This is a genomic window from Streptomyces sp. SAI-127 (genome assembly GCF_029894425.1).
Lineage (GTDB): Bacteria > Actinomycetota > Actinomycetes > Streptomycetales > Streptomycetaceae > Streptomyces.
The window spans coordinates 8511870-8535841 of record NZ_JARXYJ010000001.1; the positions used below are offsets into that span (position 1 = coordinate 8511870).

Sequence of the window (23972 nt, forward strand, 5' to 3'; positions counted from 1 at the left end):
CTGCTGGACCTGTGACCGGCTCCCGGCGCCGAACGTGGGAGGATCGGAGGTGGCGGGCCGGGGCCGCGCACCTGGTCGCGCCGTTGCCGTACGCGAGGACGCGCGTAAGCAGAGCAGTACCAGGGCGCGAGCACTGAGGAGCACCGTTGAGCAGGTTGCGCTGGCTGACCGCGGGGGAGTCCCACGGTCCCGCACTCGTCGCGACGCTGGAGGGCCTTCCCGCCGGCGTGCCGATCACCACGGAGATGGTGGCGGACCACCTGGCGAGGCGGCGGCTGGGCTATGGCCGCGGTGCCCGGATGAAGTTCGAGCGTGACGAGGTCACCTTCCTCGGCGGTGTCCGGCACGGCCTCAGCCTCGGTTCCCCGGTCGCGATCATGGTGGGCAACACCGAGTGGCCCAAGTGGGAGCAGGTCATGTCGGCCGACCCCATCGACCCGGAGATCCTGGCGGGCCTCGCGCGCAACGCGCCGCTGACCCGCCCGCGGCCCGGCCACGCCGACCTCGCGGGCATGCAGAAGTACGGCTTCGACGAGGCCCGGCCGATCCTGGAGCGGGCCTCCGCCCGGGAGACGGCGGCCCGGGTGGCGCTGGGCGCGGTGGCCCGGTCGTACCTGAAGGAGACGGCCGGCATCGAGATCGTCAGCCATGTCGTGGAGCTGGCCTCGGCCAGGGCCCCGCAGGGCGTGTACCCCACCCCGGCCGACGTGGAGAAGCTCGACGCGGACCCGGTGCGCTGCCTGGACGCGGACGCGTCGAAGGCGATGGTCGCGGAGATCGACCAGGCCCACAAGGACGGCGACACCCTCGGCGGAGTCGTCGAGATCCTGGCGTACGGCGTCCCCGTGGGCCTCGGCTCGCACGTGCACTGGGACCGCAAGCTGGACGCCCGCCTGGCGGGTGCGCTGATGGGCATCCAGGCGATCAAGGGTGTCGAGCTCGGCGACGGCTTCGAGCTGGCGCGGGTGCCGGGCTCGAAGGCGCACGACGAGATCGTGAACTCGCCCGAGGGCATCCGGCGCGTCTCCGGCCGCTCGGGCGGGACCGAGGGCGGACTGAGCACGGGTGAGCTGCTGCGGGTGCGGGCCGCGATGAAGCCGATCGCCACCGTGCCGCGCGCCCTGCAGACCGTCGACGTGACCACCGGCGAGGCCGCGCAGGCCCACCACCAGCGCTCCGACGTGTCCGCGGTCCCGGCCGCCGGCATCGTCGCCGAGGCCATGGTCGCCCTGGTCCTGGCGGACGCGGTGGCGGAGAAGTTCGGCGGCGACAGCGTGCCCGAGACCCGCCGCAATGTGCGGTCCTACCTCGAGAACCTGGCCATCCGATGACCGGTCCCCAGGTGGTGCTCGTCGGTCCGATGGGCGTGGGCAAGTCCACCGTCGGGCAGCTGCTGGCCGAGCGGCTCGGCGTCGGCTACCGGGACACCGACGACGACATCGTCGCCGAGCAGGGCCGCACGATCGCGGAGATCTTCGTCGACGAGGGCGAGCCGGCTTTCCGGGCGATCGAGAAGGCCGCCGTGCGGCGGGCGCTCGCCGAGCACGACGGTGTCCTCGCGCTGGGCGGCGGCTCGATCCTGGACGCCGACACGCGCGCGCTGCTGGCCGGGCAGCAAGTGGTGTATCTCTCGATGGACGTCGAGGAGGCGGTCAAGCGCACCGGCCTGAACGCCGCGCGTCCGCTGCTCGCGGTCAACCCGCGCAAGCAGTGGCGCGAGCTGATGGAGGCGCGCCGTCACCTGTACGAGTCGATCGCCACGGCGGTCGTGGCCACCGACGGCCGCAGCCCCGAAGAAGTCACCCAAAACGCGCTGGACGCACTGGAGTTGAAGGAAGCATGAGCGAGGCAGTGACGCGCATCCAGGTCGGCGGCACCGCGGGCAGCGAGCCGTACGAGGTCCTGGTGGGACGTCAACTCCTGGGTGAACTCGGCGCGTTGATCGGGGAGAAGGCGCAGCGGGTCGCGATCGTCCACCCCGAGGCGCTCGCCGACACCGGTGACGCGCTGCGCGCCGACCTCGCCGGACAGGGGTTCGAGGCCGTCGCCATCCAGGTCCCGAACGCGGAGGAGGCCAAGACCGCCGAGGTCGCCGCCTACTGCTGGAAGGCGCTCGGACAGTCCGGCTTCACCCGCACCGACGTCGTGGTCGGCGTCGGCGGCGGCGCCACCACCGACCTCGCCGGGTTCGTGGCCGCGACCTGGCTGCGCGGGGTGCGCTGGATCGCCATCCCGACCACCGTGCTCGCCATGGTCGACGCGGCCGTCGGCGGCAAGACCGGCATCAACACCGCCGAGGGCAAGAACCTCGTCGGCGCCTTCCACCCGCCCGCCGGCGTCCTGTGCGACCTGGCCGCGCTGGACTCCCTGCCCGTCAACGACTACGTCTCCGGACTCGCCGAGATCATCAAGGCGGGTTTCATCGCCGACCCGGTGATCCTGGAGCTCATCGAGTCCGACCCGCAGGCCGCGCGCACCCCGGCCGGCCCGCACACCGCCGAGCTCATCCAGCGCTCGATCCGGGTCAAGGCCGAGGTCGTCTCCTCCGACCTCAAGGAGTCGGGCCTCCGGGAGATCCTCAACTACGGCCACACGCTCGCCCACGCCATCGAGAAGAACGAGCGGTACAAGTGGCGGCACGGCGCCGCGGTCGCCGTAGGCATGCACTTCGCCGCCGAACTGGGCCGTCTGGCGGGCCGGTTGGACGACGCGACGGCCGACCGCCACCGCACGGTGCTCGAATCGGTCGGCCTGCCGCTGCACTACCGCTACGACCAGTGGCCCAAGTTGCTGGAGACCATGAAGGTCGACAAGAAGTCCCGCGGCAATCTGCTGCGGTTCATCGTCCTCGACGGACTGGGCAAGCCCACGGTCCTGGAGGGCCCCGACCCGGCGGTCCTGCTCGCCGCGTACGGCGAGGTCGGCCAGTAAGTCCCGCGACGGGCGTTCCGCCTGATTCGCCTTGCGACAGGGGCACTTCGGGGCGCCCCCGGCCGTTTCACCAAACGAGGGCCGGGGGCGGTACCGTTCGGTGACGAGCGGGGTATGTACCACCCCGTAACCAGCGCCGATCAGCCTGCCGCGAGTGAGCCGGAGGGGCGCGTCGGAGACGAGAGGACGAGCGAGCACAGGCCTTCGGGCCGAGCACGGTCGGGCTCCCGGCACCGACGCGAGCGCCCCGGAGGCGAGCAAGCCGAAAAGACGAGACGGAGTGGCACCGGATGCAGCACGCAGTGGGTTCTCCGCTGCCGCCGCCCCATCAGCCGGGGCACGGACCCGCCGCCGGCTGGTCGCCGGCCGCACACCACCCGGGACCGCATCACCCGGGTACGCACCAGGGTTCCGCCCCGGTGCCCCCACCGCCCCCGGCACCCGGCTTCAGCCCGGCCCCGGTTCCGCCGACGCCGCAGCACTCTCCGGTCCCGCCCGCACCGCAGCACTCACCCGCGCCGGTTCCGGACACCACCGGCCATGTGCCGCTGCCTCCCGGCGCCCCCGTGGGCGCCCCCAGCACCTCGCCCGCCGCCGTGCCCGATCCCGCGGGCACCACCCTCGCCGTGCTGCTCATCGGCCCGGCGGGCGCCGGCAAGACGAGCGTCGCCAAGTACTGGGCCGACCATCGCAGGGTCCCCACCGCCCACATCAGCCTCGACGACGTGCGCGAGTGGGTCCGCTCGGGCTTCGCCGACCCCCAGTCCGGCTGGAACGACCACTCCGAGGCCCAGTACCGCCTAGCCCGCCGCACCTGCGGCTTCGCCGCCCGCAACTTCCTGGCCAACGGCATCTCCTGCATCCTCGACGACGCCGTCTTCCCCGACCGTCCGGTGGTCGGCCTCGGCGGCTGGAAGCGGCACGTCGGTCCGGGGCTGCTGCCGGTGGTCCTGCTGCCCGGCCTGGAGATCGTCCTGGAGCGCAACGCCGAACGGTCGGGCAACCGCCGCCTGACCGACGAAGAGGTCGCCCGGATCCACGGCCGGATGGCCGGGTGGTACGGCTCGGGCCTGCCGATCATCGACAACAGTCAGATGGACGTGGCCCAGACGGCGAGGGTCCTGGACGACGTGCTGGCGCGGTCGATCGCGAGCCCACCGAGCTGGTGATCGCAGGAGCCGGCGACGAACCCCCACTCGGCCTCTCCCGAACGGCGCCGCACTCGTATGACTCCTACGCTCGTGTCATGTCAGAGGTGTACGTCACCCGCAGAACGAAGCTCAGGGCCCGCTGCCAAGCCAGCGGCAGCGCCACCGCGCTGATCTCCCGCCCCGCCAACGTCCGCTACCTCGCGGGCACCGCCCCCCGCGGCGCCGTCCTCCTGCTCGGCGCCGGTGAGGACGTCCTGCTCTGCCCCGGTCCGCTGGACGACCGCATGGACGGCCGTCCCGACGAGGCCCTGCGGATCCACACCCTCCCCGGCGCCGCCGGCGACCCGGCCGTCGCCGCGGCCGACCTCGCGGCGGGGCAGCACGCCGGCTCCCTCGCCGTCGAGGAACACCACCTCACCGTCGGCCGCCACCGAGCCATCCGCTCGGTCGTCCCGCGATTGCGCCTCGCAGACCTCGCGGGCGCGGTCGAACAGCTCCGCGTCATCAAGGACGAGGAGGAGATCTCCTGCCTGCGTATCGGCGCCGAGATCGCCGACCAGGCACTGGGAGAACTCCTGGAGTCCATCCTCGTCGGCCGCACCGAGCGGCACCTCGCCCTCGAACTGGAGCGCCGTCTGGTCGATCACGGCGCCGACGGCCCGGCCTTCGCCACGTCCGTGGGTACCGGCCCGAACGCCGGCCGCCCCGGCCACCGTCCCACCGACCGCCGTGTCGAGGAGGGCGATTTCCTCTCCGTCTGCCTGGGCGCGAACTACCGCGGATACCGCTGCGAGATCGGCCGTACCTTCGTCATCGGTACGTCCCCCGCCGACTGGCAGATCGAGCTGTACGACCTCGTCTTCGCCGCTCAGCGGGCCGGACGCGAGTCGCTGGCACCCGGTGCGGCCTACCGCGACGTGGACCGTGCGGCCCGTCAGGTACTGGAGTCCGGGGGCCACCACGAAGGCATCCCGACCCTCACCGGACACGGTGTGGGACTGGAAATCGACGAGGACCCGCAGCTGGGCCCCGCGGCCATGGGTAAACTGGACGCTTGCGTGCCGGTCACCGTCGAACCGGGAGTCCACCTCCTGGGACGGGGCGGCGTCCGGATCGATGACACGCTCGTCGTACGCCCCGAGGCGGACGGCGGACCCGAGCTACTCACCATCACGACCAAGGAGCTGCTCGCGCTGTAGGAGTGCGTGCGCCGGGGTCGTCCACGTCAGTCCAGGAGATTCCGCAACCGTGGCTTCCACGAACGACCTCAAGAACGGCCTGGTGCTCAAGCTCGAAGGCGGCCAGCTCTGGTCCGTCGTCGAGTTCCAGCACGTCAAGCCCGGCAAGGGCCCCGCATTCGTGCGCACCAAGCTCAAGAACGTGCTGTCCGGCAAGGTCGTCGACAAGACGTTCAACGCCGGCGTCAAGGTCGAGACGGCCACTGTCGACAAGCGCGACATGCAGTTCTCGTACATGGACGGCGAGTACTTCGTCTTCATGGACATGGAGACCTACGACCAGCTGATGATCGACCGCAAGGCCGTCGGCGACGCCGCCAACTTCCTGATCGAGGGCTTCACCGCCACCGTCGCGCAGCACGAGGGCGAGGTGCTCTTCGTCGAGCTGCCGGCCGCCGTCGAGCTCGTCGTCCAGGAGACCGAGCCGGGCCTGCAGGGCGACCGTTCCACCGGCGGCACCAAGCCCGCCACCCTGGAGACCGGTCACCAGATCCAGGTCCCGCTCTTCATCACCACCGGTGAGAAGATCAAGGTCGACACCCGCACGAGCGACTACCTCGGCCGGGTGAACAGCTAACCGTGGCTGCCCGCAACACGGCCCGCAAGCGCGCCTTCCAGATCCTCTTCGAGGGCGACCAGCGCGGAGTCGACGTCCTGACGGTCCTCGCGGACTGGATCCGGCTTTCCCGGGAAGACACCCGGCAGCCGCCGGTGAGCGAGTACACGATGCAGCTGGTCGAGGGCTACGCGGAGCACGCGAAGCGCATCGACGAGCTGATCGCGCAGTACTCGGTCGGCTGGACGCTGGACCGGATGCCGGTCGTCGACCGCAACATCCTGCGTCTGGGCGCCCATGAGCTGATCTGGGCCGACGAGACTCCGGACGCGGTGGTGCTCGACGAGATGGTGCAGCTGGCGAAGGAGTTCTCCACGGACGAGTCGCCCTCGTTCGTGAACGGCCTGCTGGGCCGGCTCAAGGACCTGAAGCCCTCGCTGCGCCGGGACGAGGCGTAGAACTGCGTCGGAACGAGGCGTAAGAGGCGCGATACGCCTGAGGGCCCGCAGCGAGACCGCTGCGGGCCCTCAGGCGTATCCGTGCGCGCAGAGCCCACCAGGCGCGCAGAAAGCCGCCGGGGTGGCCGGAACCGTGAAGTTCCGGCCACCCCGGCGGCACGTTTCTGCTGAGGCTGGGAGCGGCTCAGCTGTCCTCGTGGGACACCGCGCGACGCGCGTCCGCGTCCAGCACGCCCCAGCTGATCAGCTGCTCGGTGAGGACCGAGGGGGACTGGTCGTAGATGACGGCGAGTGTGCGCAGGTCGTCCTGGCGGATCGAGAGCACCTTGCCGTTGTAGTCACCGCGCTGGGACTGGATGGTCGCCGCATACCGCTGGAGGGGGCCGGCCTTCTCGGCCGGGACGTGGGCCAGCCGCTCCAGGTCCAGGACCAGCTTCGGCGGCGGCTCGGCGGCCCCGCCCGGAGTGGTGCCGGGCAGCAGCTCCTGCACCGGAACGCCGTAGAAATCCGCCAACTCGGCAAGACGCTGGACCGTCACCGCGCGGTCGCCGCGCTCGTACGAACCGACCACGACCGCCTTCCAGCGTCCCTGGGACTTCTCCTCGACACCGTGGAGGGAAAGGCCCTGCTGGGTGCGGATGGCCCGAAGCTTGGCCCCGAGCTGTTTGGCGTATTCGCTGGACATATGGCTCCCCGGACACTGGATCGACGCGGCCGCAGTGGTTTCGAGCCGCGCGTCTGGTAACTCACTGTGAGGTTACGCAGCGTGACTCTTCTGCGTCAAGCCGAATGGTCCACACCGACTCTTCCGGGAGAGTGGTGGCTGATTGGGCCAAGGGGGTGATCAGGGAGGTCGTTCCGGCCTGCTACCGTGGATGGCGCAAATCCGACGTCCTTTAAGGTCCGTCCCGTGAGGCGGAGAAGGAGGTCCGTTTCTTATGGACAAGCAGGACACTTCCGACCACCAGGCGTCCGATGCCCGGCCCGTTCTCGAAGGCCCCGACATCGCGCGCGTGCTGACCCGTATCGCCCACGAGATCGTCGAACGCGCCAAGGGCGCCGACGACGTGGTGCTCCTCGGTATCCCCACCCGAGGCGTCTTCCTCGCCCAGCGGCTCGCCGTCAAGCTCGAGGAGATCACCGACCGCAGGATTCCGGTCGGTTCGCTCGACATCACCATGTACCGCGACGATCTGCGCATGCACCCGCCGCGTGCGCTGGCCCGCACCGAGATTCCCGGTGACGGCATCGACGGCCGCCTGGTCGTCCTCGTCGACGACGTGCTCTTCTCCGGCCGCACCATCCGCGCCGCCCTGGACGCCCTGAACGACATCGGGCGCCCACGCGCGGTGCAGCTCGCGGTCCTCGTCGACAGAGGCCACCGCGAACTGCCCATCCGCGCCGACTACGTCGGCAAGAACCTCCCCACGTCGCTGCGGGAGACGGTCAAGGTCCAGCTCGCCGAGGAGGACGGTCGCGACACCGTGCTGCTCGGTGTGAAGCAGACCTAGCAGCAGACGGACCGGGTACGCCCCTTCCGGCGTGCCCTCGCCTGCCCGGAATCTCCCGATCCTGAACTGCCTTACGGAGCCTGAAAGATGCAGCGTCATCTCATCTCGGCCGCCGACCTCACCCGCGACGACGCCGTCCTGATCCTCGACACCGCCGAGGAGATGGCCCGGGTCGCCGACCGGCCGATCAAGAAGCTGCCGACCCTGCGCGGCCGCACGATCGTCAACCTCTTCTTCGAGGACTCCACACGCACGCGTATCTCCTTCGAAGCCGCCGAGAAGCGTCTCTCGGCGGACGTCATCAACTTCACCGCCAAGGGCTCCAGCGTGTCCAAGGGCGAGTCCCTCAAGGACACCGCCCAGACCCTGGAGGCCATGGGTGTCGACGCCGTCGTCATCCGCCACGGCGCCTCGGGGGCGCCGTACCGCCTTGCCACCTCCGGCTGGATCGACGCGGCCGTCATCAACGCCGGTGACGGCACCCACCAGCACCCCACCCAGGCCCTGCTGGACGCGTTCACCATGCGCCGGCGGCTCGTCGGACGGGACGCGGGGATCGGCCAGGACCTCTCCGGCAAGCGCATCACGATCGTCGGCGACATCCTGCACAGCCGGGTCGCCCGATCCAACGTCGACCTGCTGCACACCCTCGGCGCCGAGGTCACCCTCGTCGCCCCGCCCACCCTGGTGCCGGTCGGTGTCGAGACCTGGCCGTGCGAGGTCGCGTACGACCTCGACAGCACCCTCGCCAAGTCCGACGCGGTGATGATGCTGCGCGTGCAGCGCGAGCGGATGAACGCCGCCTTCTTCCCCACCGAGCGCGAGTACTCGCGGCGCTACGGCCTGGACGGCGACCGCATGGCGCGGATGCCGGAGCACGCCATCGTGATGCACCCCGGCCCCATGGTCCGCGGCATGGAGATCACCGCCGAGGTCGCCGACTCCGACCGCTGCACCGTCGTCGAGCAGGTCGCAAACGGAGTCTCCATCCGGATGGCAGTTCTGTATCTGCTGCTCGGTGGCAATGAGCCCGCCGTCTCCCACACCCGTATCGAGGAGAAGTAAGTCACATGAGCAAGATCCTGATCCGTGGTGCGAAGGTCCTCGGCGGCGAGCCGCAGGACGTGCTGATCGACGGCGATGTCATCGAGGCGGTCGGCACGGGGCTTTCGGACGAGGGCGCCGAGGTCGTCGACGCGGCCGGGAAGGTGCTCCTGCCGGGCCTCGTCGACCTGCACACCCATCTGCGCGAACCGGGCCGCGAGGACTCCGAGACCGTGCTGACGGGCACGCGCGCGGCGGCCTCCGGCGGTTACACCGCCGTGTTCGCCATGGCCAACACCTTCCCGGTCGCCGACACCGCCGGTGTGGTCGAGCAGGTCTACCGGCTCGGCCAGCAGCACGGCTACTGCGACGTGCAGCCCATCGGCGCCGTCACCGTCGGCCTGGAGGGCCGCAAGCTCGCCGAGCTCGGTGCCATGCACGAGTCGGCCGCCGGTGTGACCGTCTTCTCCGACGACGGCAAGTGCGTCGACGACGCCGTGATCATGCGGCGCGCGCTGGAGTACGTGAAGGCCTTCGGCGGGGTCGTCGCCCAGCACGCCCAGGAGCCGCGGCTGACCGAGGGCGCCCAGATGAACGAGGGCGTCGTCTCCGCCGAGCTGGGGCTCGGGGGCTGGCCCGCGGTGGCCGAAGAATCGATCATCGCCCGGGACGTCCTGCTCGCCGAGCACGTCGGCTCCCGCGTCCACATCTGCCACCTCTCGACCGCCGGGTCCGTCGAGATCGTCCGCTGGGCCAAGTCCCGCGGCATCGACGTCACCGCCGAGGTCACCCCGCACCACCTGCTCCTCACCGACGAGCTGGTCCGGTCGTACAACCCGGTCTACAAGGTGAACCCGCCGCTGCGCACCGAGCGGGACGTGCTCGCCCTGCGCGAGGCCCTGGCCGACGGCACCATCGACATCGTCGCCACCGACCACGCCCCGCACCCGCACGAGGACAAGGACTGCGAGTGGGCCGCGGCCGCCATGGGCATGGTCGGCCTGGAGACCGCGTTGTCAGTGGTGCAGGAGACCATGGTGGACACCGGGCTCCTCGACTGGGCCGGGGTCGCCGAGCGCATGTCCTTCAAGCCCGCCGAGATCGGTCAGGCGAAGGGGCACGGGCGTCCCGTCTCGGCTGGTGAGCCCGCCAACCTCATGCTCGTCGACACGGAATACCGTGGGTCCGTGGACCCCGCGGGCTTCGCCTCGCGCAGCCGCAACACTCCGTACGAGGGGCGTGAGCTGCCGGGCCGTGTCACGCACACGTGGCTCCGGGGCAAGGCCACGCTCGTCGACGGGAAGCTCACGTGACACCTGCAACTCTGCTCGCCACCGGACTCGCCACCGGCCTTGCCGCCGAGAAGAAGTCGGCCGAGGTCACCGACTGGGCGGCCCGCGTCGGCTGGCTCGTCGGCCTGGCCCTCTTCGTCGCGCTCGTCTACTGGCTGATGCGCGAGGGCTGGAAGTGGCGCGGCACGCTCCAGGGCGACCTCCCCGAACTCCCCACCGCGCCGGACGACCCCGGCCCGGCGAGACTGGGCATGAGCGGCCGCTACCACGGCTCCACCACCGCGGGGCAGTGGCTCGACCGGATCGTGGCGCACGGCCTGGGCGCCCGCAGCCGGGTCGAGCTCACGCTGACGGACGCGGGACTGGACGTCGTGCGCCCCGGCGCGACCGACTTCTTCATCCCGCGCGAGGCCCTGCGGGAGGCGGTGCTCGGCAAGGGCATCGCGGGCAAGGTCCTGACCGAGGGCGGGCTCCTCGTGGTGACCTGGGCCCACGGCGAGCGTCTGATCGACTCGGGGTTCCGCTCCGACCACGCGGCCGAGCACACCGACTGGGTCGACGCCATTAACTCCATGATCAACAAGACGGAAACGGAAGGCGCACGATGACCACCTCCACAAGGGGGGCCTCGAAGGCTCCCGCGGTACTCGTCCTGGAGGACGGCCGGATCTTCCGCGGCCGCTCCTACGGGGCCGTGGGGGAGACCTTCGGCGAGGCCGTCTTCTCCACCGGCATGACCGGCTACCAGGAGACCCTGACCGACCCGTCGTACGACCGCCAGATCGTCGTCGCGACCGCCCCGCAGATCGGCAACACCGGCTGGAACGACGAGGACGACGAGTCGAGCCGCATCTGGGTCTCCGGCTACGTCGTGCGCGACCCCGCGCGCGTGCCGTCCAACTGGCGCGCCAAGCGCTCCCTGGACGACGAACTGGTCGCGCAGGACATCGTCGGGATCTCCGGCATCGACACCCGCGCGCTCACCCGCCACCTGCGCGAGCGCGGCTCGATGCGCGCCGGGATCTTCTCCGGCGAGGCGATCGCCGCCGAACCCGAGCTCGTCGCCCGCGTTCAGGCCCAGCCGCACATGAAGGGCGCCTCGCTCTACGAGGAGGTCGCCACCAAGGAGGCGTACGTCGTCCCCGCGGTCGGTGAGAAGAAGTTCACGGTCGCCGCGATCGACCTCGGCATCAAGGGCATGACCCCGCACCGCATGGCCGAGCGCGGCATCGAGGTGCACGTCCTGCCGGCCACGGCCACCGCGGAGGACGTCTACGCCGTCGCCCCCGACGGAGTCTTCTTCTCCAACGGGCCCGGCGACCCGGCCACGGCCGACGGCCCGGTCGCGCTGATGACCGCCGTCCTGGAGCGCAGGACGCCCCTGTTCGGCATCTGCTTCGGCAACCAGATCCTCGGCCGCGCGCTCGGCTTCGGCACCTACAAGCTGAAGTACGGCCACCGGGGCATCAACCAGCCCGTGCAGGACCGGACCACCGGCAAGGTCGAGGTCACCGCGCACAACCACGGATTCGCCGTGGACGCGCCGCTCGACAAGGTCAGCGAGACCACGTTCGGCCGTGCCGAGGTCTCCCACGTCTGCCTGAACGACGACGTCGTGGAGGGGCTCCAGCTGCTCGACCAGCCGGCCTTCTCCGTCCAGTACCACCCCGAAGCGGCAGCGGGCCCGCACGACGCCGCCTACCTGTTCGACCGGTTCGTATCATTGATGGAGGGCCAGCGTGCCTAAGCGCACCGATATCCAGTCCGTCCTGGTCATCGGCTCCGGCCCGATCGTCATCGGCCAGGCCGCCGAGTTCGACTACTCCGGCACGCAGGCGTGCCGGGTCCTCAAGGCCGAGGGCCTCAGGGTGATCCTGGTCAACTCCAACCCGGCGACGATCATGACCGACCCGGAGATCGCCGACGCCACCTACGTCGAGCCGATCACCCCGGAGTTCGTCGAGAAGATCATCGCCAAGGAGCGCCCCGACGCCCTGCTGCCCACCCTGGGCGGCCAGACGGCCCTCAACACGGCGATCTCGCTGCATGACGCCGGGACCCTCGACAAGTACGGCGTCGAGCTGATCGGCGCCAACGTCGAGGCGATCAACAAGGGCGAGGACCGCGACCTGTTCAAGGACGTCGTGGAGGAGGTCCGCAAGAAGATCGGGCACGGCGAGTCCGCTCGCTCGGTCATCTGCCACTCCATGGACGACGTCCTGCAGGGTGTCGAGACGCTCGGCGGCTACCCCGTCGTCGTCCGGCCGTCCTTCACCATGGGCGGTGCCGGTTCCGGCTTCGCGCACAACGAGGAGGAGCTGCGCCGCATCGCCGGACAGGGCCTCACGCTCTCGCCGACCACCGAGGTGCTCCTGGAGGAGTCCATCCTCGGCTGGAAGGAGTACGAACTGGAGCTGATGCGCGACAAGCACGACAACGTCGTGGTCGTCTGCTCCATCGAGAACTTCGACCCCATGGGCGTGCACACCGGCGACTCGATCACGGTGGCCCCCGCGATGACGCTGACCGACCGCGAGTACCAGGTGCTGCGCGACGTCGGCATCGCGATCATCCGCGAGGTCGGCGTCGACACCGGCGGCTGCAACATCCAGTTCGCGGTGGACCCCGAGGACGGCCGCGTCATCGTCATCGAGATGAACCCGCGCGTGTCCCGCTCCTCGGCGCTCGCGTCCAAGGCGACCGGCTTCCCGATCGCCAAGATCGCCGCGAAGCTCGCCGTCGGCTACACGCTGGACGAGATCCCGAACGACATCACCGAGCAGACCCCGGCCTCCTTCGAGCCGACGCTCGACTACGTGGTGGTCAAGGCCCCCCGGTTCGCCTTCGAGAAGTTCCCGTCCGCGGATTCGACGCTGACGACCACCATGAAGTCGGTCGGCGAGGCCATGGCGATCGGCCGCAACTTCACCGAGGCCTTCCAGAAGGCACTGCGCTCGCTGGAGAAGAAGGGCAGCCAGTTCACCTTCGTGGGCGAGCCCGGCGACAAGACCGCCCTCCTGGAGGAGTCCGTACGGCCCACCGACGGCCGGGTCAACACCGTCATGCAGGCCATCCGCGCGGGTGCCACGCCGGAGGAGGTCTTCGAGTACACGAAGATCGACCCCTGGTTCGTGGACCAGCTGTTCCTGATCAAGGAGACCGCGGACGAGCTGGCCTCCGCTGAGCGTCTGGACGCCGATCTTCTCGCCGAGGCCAAGCGGCACGGCTTCTCCGACCAGCAGATCGGCGAGATCCGGGGCCTGCGCGAGGACGTGGTGCGCGAGGTGCGGCACGCACTCGGTGTGCGCCCGGTGTACAAGACCGTCGACACCTGCGCGGCCGAGTTCGCCGCCAAAACGCCGTACTTCTACTCCTCCTACGACGAGGAGAGCGAGGTCGCGTCCCGGACCAAGCCCGCGGTGATCATCCTGGGCTCCGGCCCGAACCGCATCGGCCAGGGCATCGAGTTCGACTACTCCTGCGTGCACGCCTCCTTCGCGCTGTCCGACGCCGGGTACGAGACGGTGATGGTCAACTGCAACCCCGAGACCGTCTCCACCGACTACGACACCTCCGACCGGCTGTACTTCGAGCCGCTCACGCTCGAGGACGTCCTGGAGATCGTCCACGCGGAGCAGCAGGCCGGCCCGGTCGCGGGCGTGATCGTGCAGCTGGGCGGGCAGACCCCGCTGGGTCTGGCGCAGGCGCTCAAGGACAACGGCGTGCCCATCGTGGGCACCCCGCCCGAGGCGATCCACGCAGCGGAGGACCGCGGCGCCTTCGGCCGTGTCCTCGCAGAGGCGGGCCTGCCGGCCCCCAAGCACGGCACCGCCACCACCTTCACCGGCGCCAAGGCCATCGCGGACGAGATCGGCTACCCGGTCCTCGTACGGCCCTCCTACGTCCTCGGCGGCCGCGGCATGGAGATCGTCTACGACGAGACCCGCCTCGAGGCCTACATCGCCGAGTCGACCGAGATCAGCCCCTCGCGCCCGGTCCTGGTCGACCGCTTCCTCGACGACGCCATCGAGATCGATGTCGACGCCCTCTACGACGGCCAGGAGCTCTACCTGGGCGGCGTGATGGAGCACATCGAGGAGGCCGGCATCCACTCCGGCGACTCGGCGTGCGCACTGCCGCCGATCACGCTGGGCGGCTTCGACATCAAGCGCCTGCGGGCCTCCACGGAGGCCATCGCGCGCGGGGTGGGCGTCCGGGGCCTGATCAACATCCAGTTCGCCATGGCCGGTGACATCCTCTACGTCCTTGAGGCCAACCCGCGCGCGTCCCGCACCGTCCCCTTCACCTCGAAGGCGACCGCCGTGCCGCTCGCCAAGGCCGCCGCCCGGATCTCGCTGGGTGCGACCGTCGCCGAACTGCGCGCCGAGGGCCTGCTGCCGGCCCACGGCGACGGCGGCGAACTCCCCCTGGACGCGCCGATCTCCGTGAAGGAGGCCGTCATGCCGTGGTCGCGCTTCCGTGACATCCACGGCCGCGGCGTCGACACGGTCCTCGGCCCGGAGATGCGCTCCACCGGCGAAGTCATGGGTATCGACTCCGTCTTCGGCACGGCGTACGCCAAGTCGCAGGCGGGCGCCTATGGTCCGCTGCCGACCAAGGGGCGTGCGTTCATCTCGGTCGCCAACCGCGACAAGCGCTCGATGATCTTCCCGGCGCGCGAGCTGGTCGCCCACGGCTTCGAACTGCTCGCCACCTCCGGCACCGCCGAGGTCCTCAAGCGCAACGGCATCAACGCCACCGTCGTGCGCAAGCAGTCCGAGGGCACCGGCCCGAACGGCGAGAAGACCATCGTCCAGCTCATCCACGACGGCGAGGTCGACCTGATCGTCAACACCCCGTACGGCACCGGCGGCCGCCTCGACGGCTACGAGATCCGTACGGCGGCCGTGGCGCGCTCGGTCCCGTGTCTGACGACGGTTCAGGCGCTCGCCGCCGCCGTTCAGGGCATCGACGCCCTCAACCACGGTGATGTGGGCGTCCGTTCGCTCCAGGAACACGCGCAACACCTGACCGCGGCCCGCGACTAGCAGCCCTGAGGGGGACACCGGAAACGGTGTCCCCCTCTTGGTGAGGACACCATGTACAAGATCTTCTTCAACCTCGTCTTCAAACGCCTGGACCCCGAGAAGGCCCATCACCTGGCCTTCCGGTGGATCCGCCTCGCCGCCCGCGTCCCCGTCCTGCGCACGTTCGTCGCGGCCGCCCTCGCACCCCGCTACAAGGAGCTGCGCACCGAGGCCTTCGGGCTGCGCATGCACGGACCCTTCGGCCTCGCAGCGGGCTTCGACAAGAACGCGGTCGCCATCGACGGCATGGCGATGCTGGGCTTCGACCACATCGAGATCGGCACGGTGACGGGGGAGGCCCAGCCGGGCAATCCCAAGAAGCGGCTGTTCCGCCTCGTGCAGGACCGCGCGCTCATCAACCGCATGGGCTTCAACAACGAGGGCTCGCTGGCCGTGGCGGCCCGCCTGGCCTCCCGTGAGCCTGTTTTCAAGACCGTGGTGGGCGTCAACATCGGCAAGACCAAGGCCGTCCCGGAGACCGAGGCGATCGGCGACTACGTGAAGTCGGCGGAGCGGCTGGCGCCGTACGCCGACTACCTGGTCGTGAACGTGTCGTCACCCAACACGCCCGGCCTGCGCAACCTCCAGGCGGTCGACCATCTGCGGCCGCTCCTGACCGCTGTCCGTGAGGCCGCCGACCGCAGGGTGGCCTCCCGTCGCGTCCCGCTCCTGGTGAAGATCGCGCCCGACCTCGCGGACGAGGACGTCGACGCGGTCGCCGACCTGGCCGTCGAACTCGGCCTGGACGGCATCATCGCCACCAACACGACCATCGCCCGCGAGGGACTCGGCCTGAAATCCGGACCCGCCCTGGTGAAGGAGACGGGCGGCCTCTCCGGAGCACCCCTCAAGGCGCGCTCCCTGGAGGTCCTGAGGCGCCTGTACGCGCGCGTGGGCGACCGGATCACCCTGGTGGGCGTCGGTGGCGTCCAGGACGCCGAGGACGCCTGGCAGCGCATCCTGGCGGGTGCCACGCTGGTCCAGGGCTACAGCGCGTTCATCTACGAGGGTCCGTTTTACGCTCGCGGCCTCCACAAGGGGCTCGCCGCGCGCCTGCGCACGAGCCCGTACGCCACCCTCGCCGACGCGGTCGGCGCCGACGTGAGGAAGACCACGGTATGACCGAGCCCTTCGGCGCCCGCCTGCGCCGAGCCATGGACGAGCGCGGCCCGCTGTGCGTGGGGATCGACCCGCACGCCTCCCTGCTCACCGAGTGGGGTCTGAAGGACGACGTGGCCGGTCTGGAGCGGTTCAGCCGCACGGTCGTGGAGGCGCTGTCCGACCGGGTCGCCGTGTTCAAGCCCCAGAGCGCGTTCTTCGAGCGCTTCGGCTCACGCGGCGTCGCCGTACTGGAGAAGACCGTCCAGGAGGCCCGCGCGGCCGGCGCGCTGGTCCTGATGGACGCCAAGCGCGGTGACATCGGCTCGACCATGGCCGCGTACGCCGAGGCCTTCCTGCGCAAGGACTCCCCGCTGTTCTCGGACGCGCTGACCGTGTCGCCGTACCTCGGTTACGGCTCGCTCTCGCCGGCCATCGTGCTGGCGCGCGAGAGCGGCGCGGGACTGTTCGTGCTCGCGCTGACGTCCAATCCGGAGGGCGCCGAGGTCCAGCACGCCGTCCGCGCGGACGGCCGGAACGTCGGCGCGACCATGCTGGCCCATCTGGCCGCCGAGAACACGGGGGAGGAGCCCCTGGGGTCCTTCGGCGCCGTCGTCGGAGCCACGCTCGGCGATCTGTCGTCCTACGACCTGGACATCAACGGTCCGCTCCTCGCTCCCGGCGTCGGGGCCCAGGGGGCCACTCCGGCCGATCTCCCCGGGGTCTTCGGGACGGCGATCCGCAATGTCGTCCCGAACGTCAGCAGGGGCGTGCTGAGGCACGGTCCCGACGTCAGTGCGCTGCGCGCGTCCGCCGAGCGGTTCGCGGACGAGATCAGGTCCGCGTTGCCGACGGGTTGAGGCGTCCGTCGAGGACCGGATGCGGCGTACGCGACGGTCGTCGCGGATGTTCGACACCCCCGTTCGAGTACGTCGACGCGTGGTGCGAGGCCCGCTTGAGTCTGAATACATCCTCAAATCCGGGGCATTATGTCAGAAATGTCCGACCTGACGGAGGCTGACCAGGACTTTTCCGCTGTTCTCGCTGACTCTGGCGGACTTGCCCGCTAGTCTCCGACGCAGAGTGAACGGGCAAGCGTGTTGCTCGTGGCTCCCCAGGTGTGGGGCGACTAGGTTCCTCACCGGTCCGTATCCGACAAGTTCGACATCCGAGGTGACGTAGGCGTGGCTCTTCCGCCCCTTACCCCTGAACAGCGCGCAGCCGCGCTCGAAAAGGCCGCCGCGGCTCGCCGGGAGCGGGCCGAGGTCAAGAATCGACTCAAGCACTCCGGCGCCTCCCTTCACGAGGTCATCAAGCAGGGCCAGGAGAACGACGTCATCGGCAAGATGAAGGTCTCCGCCCTGCTCGAGTCCCTGCCCGGCGTGGGCAAGGTCCGCGCCAAGCAGATCATGGAGCGACTCGGCATCTCCGAGAGCCGTCGTGTACGCGGCCTCGGCTCCAACCAGATCGCTTCGCTGGAGCGTGAGTTCGGCAGCACCGGTTCCTGAACCGGGTCACTCCGGGAAGGGAGTCCCGGGCACTCCGGGATTGCTGGAATAATCGCTGCATGAGTGAACGTCCGCGGCTGACCGTGCTCTCCGGCCCCTCAGGGGTCGGCAAGAGCACGGTCGTCGCCCATATGCGCAAGGAACACCCCGAGGTCTGGCTCTCGGTGTCGGCGACGACCCGCAAGCCCCGCCCCGGCGAGAAGCACGGCGTCCAGTACTTCTTCGTCACCGACGAGGAGATGGACAAGCTGATCGCCAACGGTGAGCTGCTGGAGTGGGCGGAGTTCGCCGGCAACCGCTACGGCACGCCGCGTGCGGCCGTGCTGGAGCGGCTGGAGGCGGGTGAGCCCGTCCTGCTGGAGATCGACCTCCAGGGTGCCCGGCAGGTCCGTGAGTCCATGCCGGACGCCCAGCTGGTGTTCCTGGCTCCTCCCTCCTGGGAGGAGCTCGTGCGCAGACTCACCGGACGTGGCACCGAGCCGCCCGAGGTGATCGAACGCCGCCTTGAGGCGGCGAAGGTCGAACTGGCGGCTGAACCCGAGTTCGATGTGACCTTGGTCAACACCTCCGTCGAGGAAGTGGCGCGCGAGCTGCTAGCCTTGATGGATGTGGTGTGATCCCGCCTGTTCATCGAGGCTTGATCCTTCGCACTGAATCTTTCCCATCCATCGGAAGGTAGAGCGTGTCCTCTTCCATCTCCGCGCCCGAGGGCATCATCAACCCGCCGATCGACGAGCTCCTCGAGGCCACGGACTCGAAGTACAGCCTCGTGATCTACGCGGCCAAGCGGGCCCGCCAGATCAACGCGTACTACTCGCAGCTCGGTGAGGGCCTGCTTGAGTACGTCGGTCCGCTGGTGGACACCCATGTCCACGAGAAGCCGCTCTCGATCGCCCTGCGTGAGATCAACGCGGGTCTGCTGACGTCCGAGGCCGTCGAAGGCCCGGCGCAGTAGTAGTACTTTCAGCTTTTCGCTGACTTATCCACAGGCCCGGCAGCGCGACTGTCGGGCCTGTGGTGTGTGATGGACCCGTACGTCGCACTCGTACGTTGCCGAGCCGGGGAGAGACGGTGGACAAGCCGAAGGTCGTGCTGGGGGTCAGTGGCGGCATCGCCGCGTACAAGGCCTGTGAGCTGCTGAGAAGGCTCACGGAGTCCGGCCACGACGTCCGCGTCGTCCCCACCGCCTCCGCACTGCACTTCGTGGGCGTCGCCACCTGGTCCGCCCTCTCCGGCAAACCGGTCTCGACCGAGGTCTGGGACGACGTCCACGAGGTCCCGCACGTCCGCATCGGGCAGCACGCCGACCTTGTGGTCGTGGCCCCGGCGACCGCGGACACCCTCGCCAGGGCGGCGCACGGCCTGGCGGACGATCTCCTCACCAACACCCTCCTGACGGCCCGCTGCCCGGTCGTCTTCGCACCCGCCATGCACACCGAGATGTGGGAGCACCCGGCCACCCAGGAGAACGTGCAGACACTGCGCCGACGCGGTGCGATCGTGATCGAGCCGGCCGTCGGCCGGCTGACCGGCGTCGACACCGGCAAGGGCCGGCTGCCGGAACCCGCCGAGATCTTCGAGGTCTGCCGCCGGGTGCTGGCCCGGGGCGTCACCGAGCCCGACCTCAAGGGCCGGCACGTGGTCGTGAGCGCCGGCGGCACGCGCGAGCCCCTCGACCCCGTCCGGTTCCTCGGCAACCGCTCCTCCGGCAAGCAGGGCTACGCCCTCGCCCGCACCGCGGCCGCGCGCGGCGCCCGGGTCACCCTGGTCGCGGCGAACACCGGTATGCCGGACCCGGCGGGCGTGGATGTCGTCCCCGTGGGGACGGCCGTGCAGCTGCGCGAGGCGGTCCTGAAGGCGGCGGCCGACGCCGACGCGGTCGTCATGGCGGCGGCGGTCGCGGACTTCCGCCCGCAGACGTACGCGGCCGGAAAGATCAAGAAGAAGGACGGTCAGGACCCCGACCCGATCGTCCTGGTGCGGAATCCGGACATCCTCGCCGAGATCTCGGCCGAGCGCGCCCGTCCCGGTCAGGTGATAGTCGGCTTCGCCGCCGAGACCGACGACGTCCTGGCCAACGGTCGTACGAAGCTGCGGCGCAAGGGCTGCGACCTCCTCGTCGTCAACGAGGTGGGCGAGCGCAAGACCTTCGGGTCGGAGGAGAACGAGGCGGTGGTGCTGGGTGCCGACGGCAGCGAGACCCCGGTACCGCACGGTCCGAAGGAGTTCCTGGCCGAAACCGTGTGGGACCTGGTGGCACAGCGCCTCGTGTGAATGTTTCATTCGCTTCTCGGTCCCCTCAAACCTCTGCGACAGGGGTGTGGCGCCCCTGGTCAAGCCCGCTCGGAATTGGGCACAATGCCCGTGCCGCAGGTCACGGCACTCCCGAGTGGCGAGACGGGGGAGCCGGTGGCCGAGCACGACCGATAAACTGTTCTCGGACGATGCCGGGCGCAGCCCCCGAGCCCGTCCGCCAATGATCAGCCAGCAGCCGCTGCAACCCCAGGGAGCGTTGTGTCCCGTCGTCTGTTCACCTCGGAGTCAGTGACCGAGGGCCACCCCGACAAGATCGCTGACCAGATCAGTGACACCATCCTCGACGCGCTCCTCAAGGAGGACCCGTCGTCCCGGGTCGCGGTCGAGACCCTGATCACGACCGGCCTGGTGCACGTGGCCGGTGAGGTCACCACCAAGACCTACGCGCCGATCGCCCAGCTGGTGCGCGACAAGATCCTGGAGATCGGTTACGACTCCTCGAAGAAGGGCTTCGACGGCGCCTCCTGCGGTGTCTCGGTGTCGATCGGCGCGCAGTCCCCGGACATCGCGCAGGGCGTCGACACGGCGTACGAGAACCGGGTCGAGGGCGACGAGGACGAGCTCGACCGCCAGGGCGCGGGCGACCAGGGTCTGATGTTCGGCTACGCGACGGACGAGACCCCCACCCTGATGCCGCTGCCGATCTTCCTGGCGCACCGCCTGGCGAAGCGCCTCTCCGAGGTCCGCAAGAACGGCACCATCCCCTACCTGCGGCCCGACGGCAAGACGCAGGTCACCATCGAGTACGACGGCGACAAGGCCGTCCGTCTCGACACGGTCGTCGTCTCCTCGCAGCATGCCTCCGACATCGACCTGGACTCCCTGCTCGCCCCGGACATCCGCGAGTTCGTCGTGGAGCCGGAGCTGAAGGCGCTCCTGGACGACGGCATCAAGCTGGACACGGAGAGCTACCGTCTCCTGGTCAACCCCACCGGTCGCTTCGAGATCGGCGGCCCGATGGGTGACGCCGGCCTGACCGGCCGCAAGATCATCATCGACACGTACGGCGGCATGGCCCGCCACGGCGGCGGCGCCTTCTCCGGCAAGGACCCGTCCAAGGTGGACCGCTCGGCCGCGTACGCCATGCGCTGGGTCGCCAAGAACGTCGTCGCCGCGGGTCTCGCCTCCCGCTGCGAGGTCCAGGTCGCCTACGCCATCGGCAAGGCCGAGCCCGTGGGCCTGTTCGTGGAGACCTTCGGCACCGCGACGATCGACACCGAGAAGATCGAGAAGGCCATCGACGAGGTCTTCGACCTCCGCCCGGCCGCCATCATCCGCGACCTGGACCTGCTGCGCCCGATCTACTCCCTGACGGCGGCGTACGGCCACTTCGGCCGCGAGCTGCCCGAGTTCACGTGGGAGAAGACGGACCGCGTGGAGGCGCTGAAGAAGGCCGCGGGCCTGTAAGTCCACAAGTAAGCCCCTGCGGTTTGCCGCGAGGCCCGGTGTCCCCTTGGGGTGCCGGGCCTCGGCGCGTCACCGGCCGGACGCGCGCGCCCGCGGAAACGGGCCCCTCCGGGTTCGGGCGGCGTCAGTTGTCAGTGCAGTTTGGTAAGAATGCAAGCGTGAGCAGCGAGAACGGGTCCGTGGACGGTGGCGCCGAAGGAGCGCAGCCCGAGCAGCTTGCCTTGATTCGGGAGAGTGTGAGGAACGCCAAGGTGCCGCGGGCCAAGCCGCGGACGTGGCGGGGGGCCGCGTTGGCCAAGGAGCTGCCGGTCGCGCGGGTGCTGGTGGACAAGGGGGTGCTGCATCTTGACCGGTACTTCGACTACGCCGTGCCCGAGGAGCTCGACGCGGATGCACAGCCGGGGGTGCGGGTGCGGGTGCGGTTCGGGGCCGGACGTGGGCGGGTCCGGGACGGGCGGCGTGAGGGCGGGGGGCTGATCGACGGGTTTCTCGTCGAGCGGCTTGCCGAGTCGGACTACTCCGGGCCGCTGGCGGCGCTCGCTCAGGTCGTCTCGCCGGAGCCGGTACTCAGTGAGGAGCTTCTGGGGCTCACTCGGGCCGTCGCCGACCGGTATGCGGGGAGTCTGGCGGATGTGCTGCAGCTTGCCGTCCCGCCGCGTAGCGCCCGGGCGGAGCAACGGCCTTCGCCCGAGCCGTTGCCGCCGCCCGCGGCGCCCGAGGTGGGGACCTGGGGGCGCTACGAGCGTGGGGACGCGTTTCTGGAGTCGCTGGCCTCGGGGGGTGCACCGCGCGCGGTGTGGAACGCCCTGCCCGGGCCGCAGTGGAGTGAGGAGCTGGCGCGGGCCGTTGCCGCGGCCTTGGCCTCGGGGCGGGGCGCACTGGTCGTCGTGCCGGACGGGCGAGCCGTCGCGCGGGTCGACGCCGCTCTGACCTCGGTGCTGGGGGAGGGGCGGCATGCGGTCCTGACCGCCGACGCCGGGCCCGAGAAGCGGTACCGGGAGTGGCTGGCCGTGCGGCGAGGGTCCGTGCGGGCCGTGGTCGGGACACGGGCCGCCATGTTCGCCCCGGTGCGGGACCTGGGGCTCGTCGTTCTCTGGGACGACGGCGACGACAGTCACAGCGAGCCGCATGCCCCGCAGCCGCATGCGCGTGAGGTGTTGCTGTTGCGGGCCGCCCAGGACAAGTGCGGCTTTCTGCTGGGGAGTTGGAGCTGCACGGTGGAGGCCGCGCAGCTCGTGGAGAGCGGGTGGGCGCGGCCGCTCGTCGCCTCGCGGGAGCAGGTGCGGGCCGTCGCTCCGCTGGTGCGGACCGTGGGGGACCAGGATCTCGCGCGGGACGAGGCGGCTCGGGCGGCCCGGCTGCCGACGCTCGCCTGGCAGGCCGTCAGGGAGGGCTTGCGGCACGGGCCGGTGCTCGTGCAGGTGCCGCGCCGGGGCTACGTGCCGCGGATGGCCTGCGCCAACTGCAGGGAGCCCGCGCGGTGTCGGCACTGTGCCGGGCCGTTGGAGGGGCAGGAGTCCGGGGCGGCGCTGCGGTGCGGGTGGTGTGGGCGCGAGGAGGGGGCCTGGCACTGTCCGGAGTGCGGGGGCTTCCGGTTGCGGGCGCAGGTGGTGGGGGCACGGCGTACCGCGGAGGAGTTGGGGCGGGCGTTTCCGGCTGTTCCGGTGCGGACGTCCGGGCGTGAGCATGTGCTGGACACCGTGCCGGGGGCACCGGCGCTGGTGGTGAGCACGCCGGGGGCGGAGCCGGTCGCCGAGGGCGGGTATGCGGCAGCCCTGTTGCTGGACGGGTGGGCCATGCTCGGGCGGCCGGATCTGCGAGCCGGGGAGGACGCGCTACGGCGGTGGATCGGGGCGTCGGCGCTGGTGCGGCCGCAGGAGGCCGGGGGCACGGTGGTGGTAGTCGCCGAGCCCACGCAGCGGCCTGTGCAGGCGTTGGTGCGGTGGGACCCCGTGGGGCATGCGGTCCGGGAGTTGGGGGAGCGGGCCGAGTTGGGGTTTCCGCCGGTGTCGCGGATGGCTGCGGTGTCCGGGACGGGGGACGCGCTTTCCGAGTTCCTGGCGGCCGTGGAACTGCCTGGTGAGGCTGAGGTGTTGGGGCCCGTGCCGTTGCCGGTGACGGTGGCGGGAGGACCTCGGAGGGTGGGGGCGCCACCGGTCGGGGAGCGGTGGGAGCGGGTGCTGGTGCGGGTGCCGCCGGGAAGGGGGGCGGCATTGGCGTCCGCACTCAAGTCGGCGCAGGCCACGCGGATGGCTCGGGGCGGGAATGGAGCTGAGGGGGCGGTGTGGGTGCGGATTGATCCGCCCGACATCGGGTGACGGTCGGGGGCGGGTGCGGAGACGGACCGGACGATGTGCACACGAGGGCAGGGGCCC

Annotated in this window: 22 protein-coding genes; 21 read left to right on the forward strand and 1 reads right to left on the reverse strand. The window is 70.5% G+C overall.

Annotated features, from left to right (window positions below):
* Positions 1-146 precede the first annotated feature (146 nt).
* The 7 genes from aroC (at position 147) to nusB (ending at position 6334) form a co-directional block, all read left to right on the forward strand.
* Complete coding sequence (aroC, locus tag M2157_RS39140) at positions 147-1331, forward strand: chorismate synthase (protein WP_069761458.1); 1185 nt, start codon at positions 147-149, stop codon at positions 1329-1331.
* On the forward strand, positions 1328-1843 hold the full coding sequence (locus M2157_RS39145; protein ID WP_266526038.1) for a shikimate kinase: 516 nt from the start codon (positions 1328-1330) through the stop codon (positions 1841-1843). The genes aroC and M2157_RS39145 overlap by 4 nt, the downstream gene beginning before the upstream one ends.
* Complete coding sequence (gene aroB / locus M2157_RS39150) at positions 1840-2931, forward strand: 3-dehydroquinate synthase (RefSeq protein WP_280867543.1); 1092 nt, start codon at positions 1840-1842, stop codon at positions 2929-2931. Before M2157_RS39145 ends, aroB begins: the two co-directional genes overlap by 4 nt.
* 290 nt (positions 2932-3221) lie before the next feature.
* Positions 3222-4100, forward strand: a complete 879-nt coding sequence (locus M2157_RS39155) for a Pro-rich N-terminal domain-containing protein (RefSeq protein WP_280856402.1) — start codon at positions 3222-3224, stop codon at positions 4098-4100.
* A 77-nt stretch (positions 4101-4177) separates the two neighbouring features.
* Positions 4178-5281, forward strand: a complete 1104-nt coding sequence (locus M2157_RS39160; protein WP_280867544.1) for an aminopeptidase P family protein — start codon at positions 4178-4180, stop codon at positions 5279-5281.
* 49 nt (positions 5282-5330) lie between these two features.
* Entirely contained in the window at positions 5331-5897 is a 567-nt protein-coding gene (efp, locus tag M2157_RS39165; RefSeq protein ID WP_057614159.1) for an elongation factor P, read from the forward strand.
* 2 nt (positions 5898-5899) lie between these two features.
* Entirely contained in the window at positions 5900-6334 is a 435-nt protein-coding gene (gene nusB, locus M2157_RS39170; RefSeq protein WP_057614158.1) for a transcription antitermination factor NusB, read from the forward strand.
* Positions 6335-6518: 184 nt separating this feature from the next.
* On the opposite strand, the gene bldD is transcribed toward nusB, so the two are convergent.
* Positions 6519-7019, reverse strand: coding sequence for a transcriptional regulator BldD (gene bldD, locus M2157_RS39175; RefSeq protein WP_007380685.1), 501 nt, complete (start codon positions 7017-7019; stop codon positions 6519-6521).
* Positions 7020-7272: 253 nt separating this feature from the next.
* Between bldD and pyrR the strand changes: the two genes are divergently transcribed.
* From pyrR to M2157_RS39245, 14 genes are all read left to right on the forward strand, one after another.
* Positions 7273-7845 (forward strand): bifunctional pyr operon transcriptional regulator/uracil phosphoribosyltransferase PyrR, encoded by a 573-nt coding sequence (pyrR, locus tag M2157_RS39180; protein WP_057614157.1) that lies wholly within the window; start codon positions 7273-7275, stop codon positions 7843-7845.
* Between the two features lie 87 nt (positions 7846-7932).
* A complete protein-coding gene (locus M2157_RS39185) occupies positions 7933-8910 on the forward strand; it encodes an aspartate carbamoyltransferase catalytic subunit (protein ID WP_266567309.1) in 978 nt (325 codons plus the stop codon).
* A 5-nt stretch (positions 8911-8915) separates the two neighbouring features.
* Positions 8916-10202: a dihydroorotase gene (locus M2157_RS39190; RefSeq protein WP_280856400.1), complete on the forward strand. Its 1287-nt coding sequence runs from the start codon at positions 8916-8918 to the stop codon at positions 10200-10202.
* Entirely contained in the window at positions 10199-10789 is a 591-nt protein-coding gene (locus tag M2157_RS39195) for a hypothetical protein (RefSeq protein WP_280856399.1), read from the forward strand. The genes M2157_RS39190 and M2157_RS39195 overlap by 4 nt, the downstream gene beginning before the upstream one ends.
* Positions 10786-11928 carry a glutamine-hydrolyzing carbamoyl-phosphate synthase small subunit gene (carA, locus tag M2157_RS39200; protein WP_280856398.1) on the forward strand — a complete coding sequence of 381 codons (1143 nt, stop codon included), beginning with the start codon at positions 10786-10788 and terminating at the stop codon, positions 11926-11928. Before M2157_RS39195 ends, carA begins: the two co-directional genes overlap by 4 nt.
* The gene (gene carB, locus M2157_RS39205; protein WP_280856397.1) at positions 11921-15229 is read left to right on the forward strand and encodes a carbamoyl-phosphate synthase large subunit; all 3309 of its coding nucleotides are present in this window, start codon (positions 11921-11923) and stop codon (positions 15227-15229) included. Before carA ends, carB begins: the two co-directional genes overlap by 8 nt.
* A 51-nt stretch (positions 15230-15280) precedes the next feature.
* Positions 15281-16390 (forward strand): quinone-dependent dihydroorotate dehydrogenase, encoded by a 1110-nt coding sequence (locus M2157_RS39210; RefSeq protein WP_280856396.1) that lies wholly within the window; start codon positions 15281-15283, stop codon positions 16388-16390.
* Positions 16387-17226 (forward strand): orotidine-5'-phosphate decarboxylase, encoded by an 840-nt coding sequence (gene pyrF / locus M2157_RS39215; protein WP_280867545.1) that lies wholly within the window; start codon positions 16387-16389, stop codon positions 17224-17226. Before M2157_RS39210 ends, pyrF begins: the two co-directional genes overlap by 4 nt.
* A 324-nt stretch (positions 17227-17550) precedes the next feature.
* Entirely contained in the window at positions 17551-17874 is a 324-nt protein-coding gene (locus M2157_RS39220; RefSeq protein ID WP_003977346.1) for an integration host factor, read from the forward strand.
* Positions 17875-17933: 59 nt separating this feature from the next.
* Positions 17934-18491 carry a guanylate kinase gene (gmk, locus tag M2157_RS39225; protein ID WP_280867546.1) on the forward strand — a complete coding sequence of 186 codons (558 nt, stop codon included), beginning with the start codon at positions 17934-17936 and terminating at the stop codon, positions 18489-18491.
* A 65-nt stretch (positions 18492-18556) separates the two neighbouring features.
* Positions 18557-18829, forward strand: a complete 273-nt coding sequence (gene rpoZ, locus M2157_RS39230; protein ID WP_003988945.1) for a DNA-directed RNA polymerase subunit omega — start codon at positions 18557-18559, stop codon at positions 18827-18829.
* 116 nt (positions 18830-18945) lie between these two features.
* Entirely contained in the window at positions 18946-20148 is a 1203-nt protein-coding gene (coaBC, locus tag M2157_RS39235) for a bifunctional phosphopantothenoylcysteine decarboxylase/phosphopantothenate--cysteine ligase CoaBC (protein WP_280867547.1), read from the forward strand.
* 240 nt (positions 20149-20388) lie between these two features.
* Positions 20389-21597, forward strand: a complete 1209-nt coding sequence (gene metK / locus M2157_RS39240; RefSeq protein WP_266526015.1) for a methionine adenosyltransferase — start codon at positions 20389-20391, stop codon at positions 21595-21597.
* Between the two features lie 158 nt (positions 21598-21755).
* A complete protein-coding gene (locus M2157_RS39245) occupies positions 21756-23915 on the forward strand; it encodes a primosomal protein N' (protein WP_280856392.1) in 2160 nt (719 codons plus the stop codon).
* The last annotated feature ends 57 nt before the right edge of the window (positions 23916-23972 follow it).

Excerpts from the sequence above, each read along its gene's own strand:
- carA (WP_280856398.1), top strand. The coding sequence starts at position 10,786 with ATGACCACCTCCACAAGGGGGGCCTCGAAGGCTCCCGCGGTACTCGTC.
- M2157_RS39160 (WP_280867544.1), top strand. The coding sequence starts at position 4,178 with ATGTCAGAGGTGTACGTCACCCGCAGAACGAAGCTCAGGGCCCGCTGC.
- M2157_RS39155 (WP_280856402.1), top strand. The coding sequence starts at position 3,222 with ATGCAGCACGCAGTGGGTTCTCCGCTGCCGCCGCCCCATCAGCCGGGG.
- M2157_RS39190 (WP_280856400.1), top strand. The coding sequence starts at position 8,916 with ATGAGCAAGATCCTGATCCGTGGTGCGAAGGTCCTCGGCGGCGAGCCG.
- M2157_RS39210 (WP_280856396.1), top strand. The coding sequence starts at position 15,281 with ATGTACAAGATCTTCTTCAACCTCGTCTTCAAACGCCTGGACCCCGAG.
- M2157_RS39185 (WP_266567309.1), top strand. The coding sequence starts at position 7,933 with ATGCAGCGTCATCTCATCTCGGCCGCCGACCTCACCCGCGACGACGCC.
- M2157_RS39145 (WP_266526038.1), top strand. The coding sequence starts at position 1,328 with ATGACCGGTCCCCAGGTGGTGCTCGTCGGTCCGATGGGCGTGGGCAAG.
- pyrR (WP_057614157.1), top strand. The coding sequence starts at position 7,273 with ATGGACAAGCAGGACACTTCCGACCACCAGGCGTCCGATGCCCGGCCC.
- gmk (WP_280867546.1), top strand. The coding sequence starts at position 17,934 with ATGAGTGAACGTCCGCGGCTGACCGTGCTCTCCGGCCCCTCAGGGGTC.
- bldD (WP_007380685.1), bottom strand. The coding sequence starts at position 7,019 with ATGTCCAGCGAATACGCCAAACAGCTCGGGGCCAAGCTTCGGGCCATC.
- pyrF (WP_280867545.1), top strand. The coding sequence starts at position 16,387 with ATGACCGAGCCCTTCGGCGCCCGCCTGCGCCGAGCCATGGACGAGCGC.
- aroB (WP_280867543.1), top strand. The coding sequence starts at position 1,840 with ATGAGCGAGGCAGTGACGCGCATCCAGGTCGGCGGCACCGCGGGCAGC.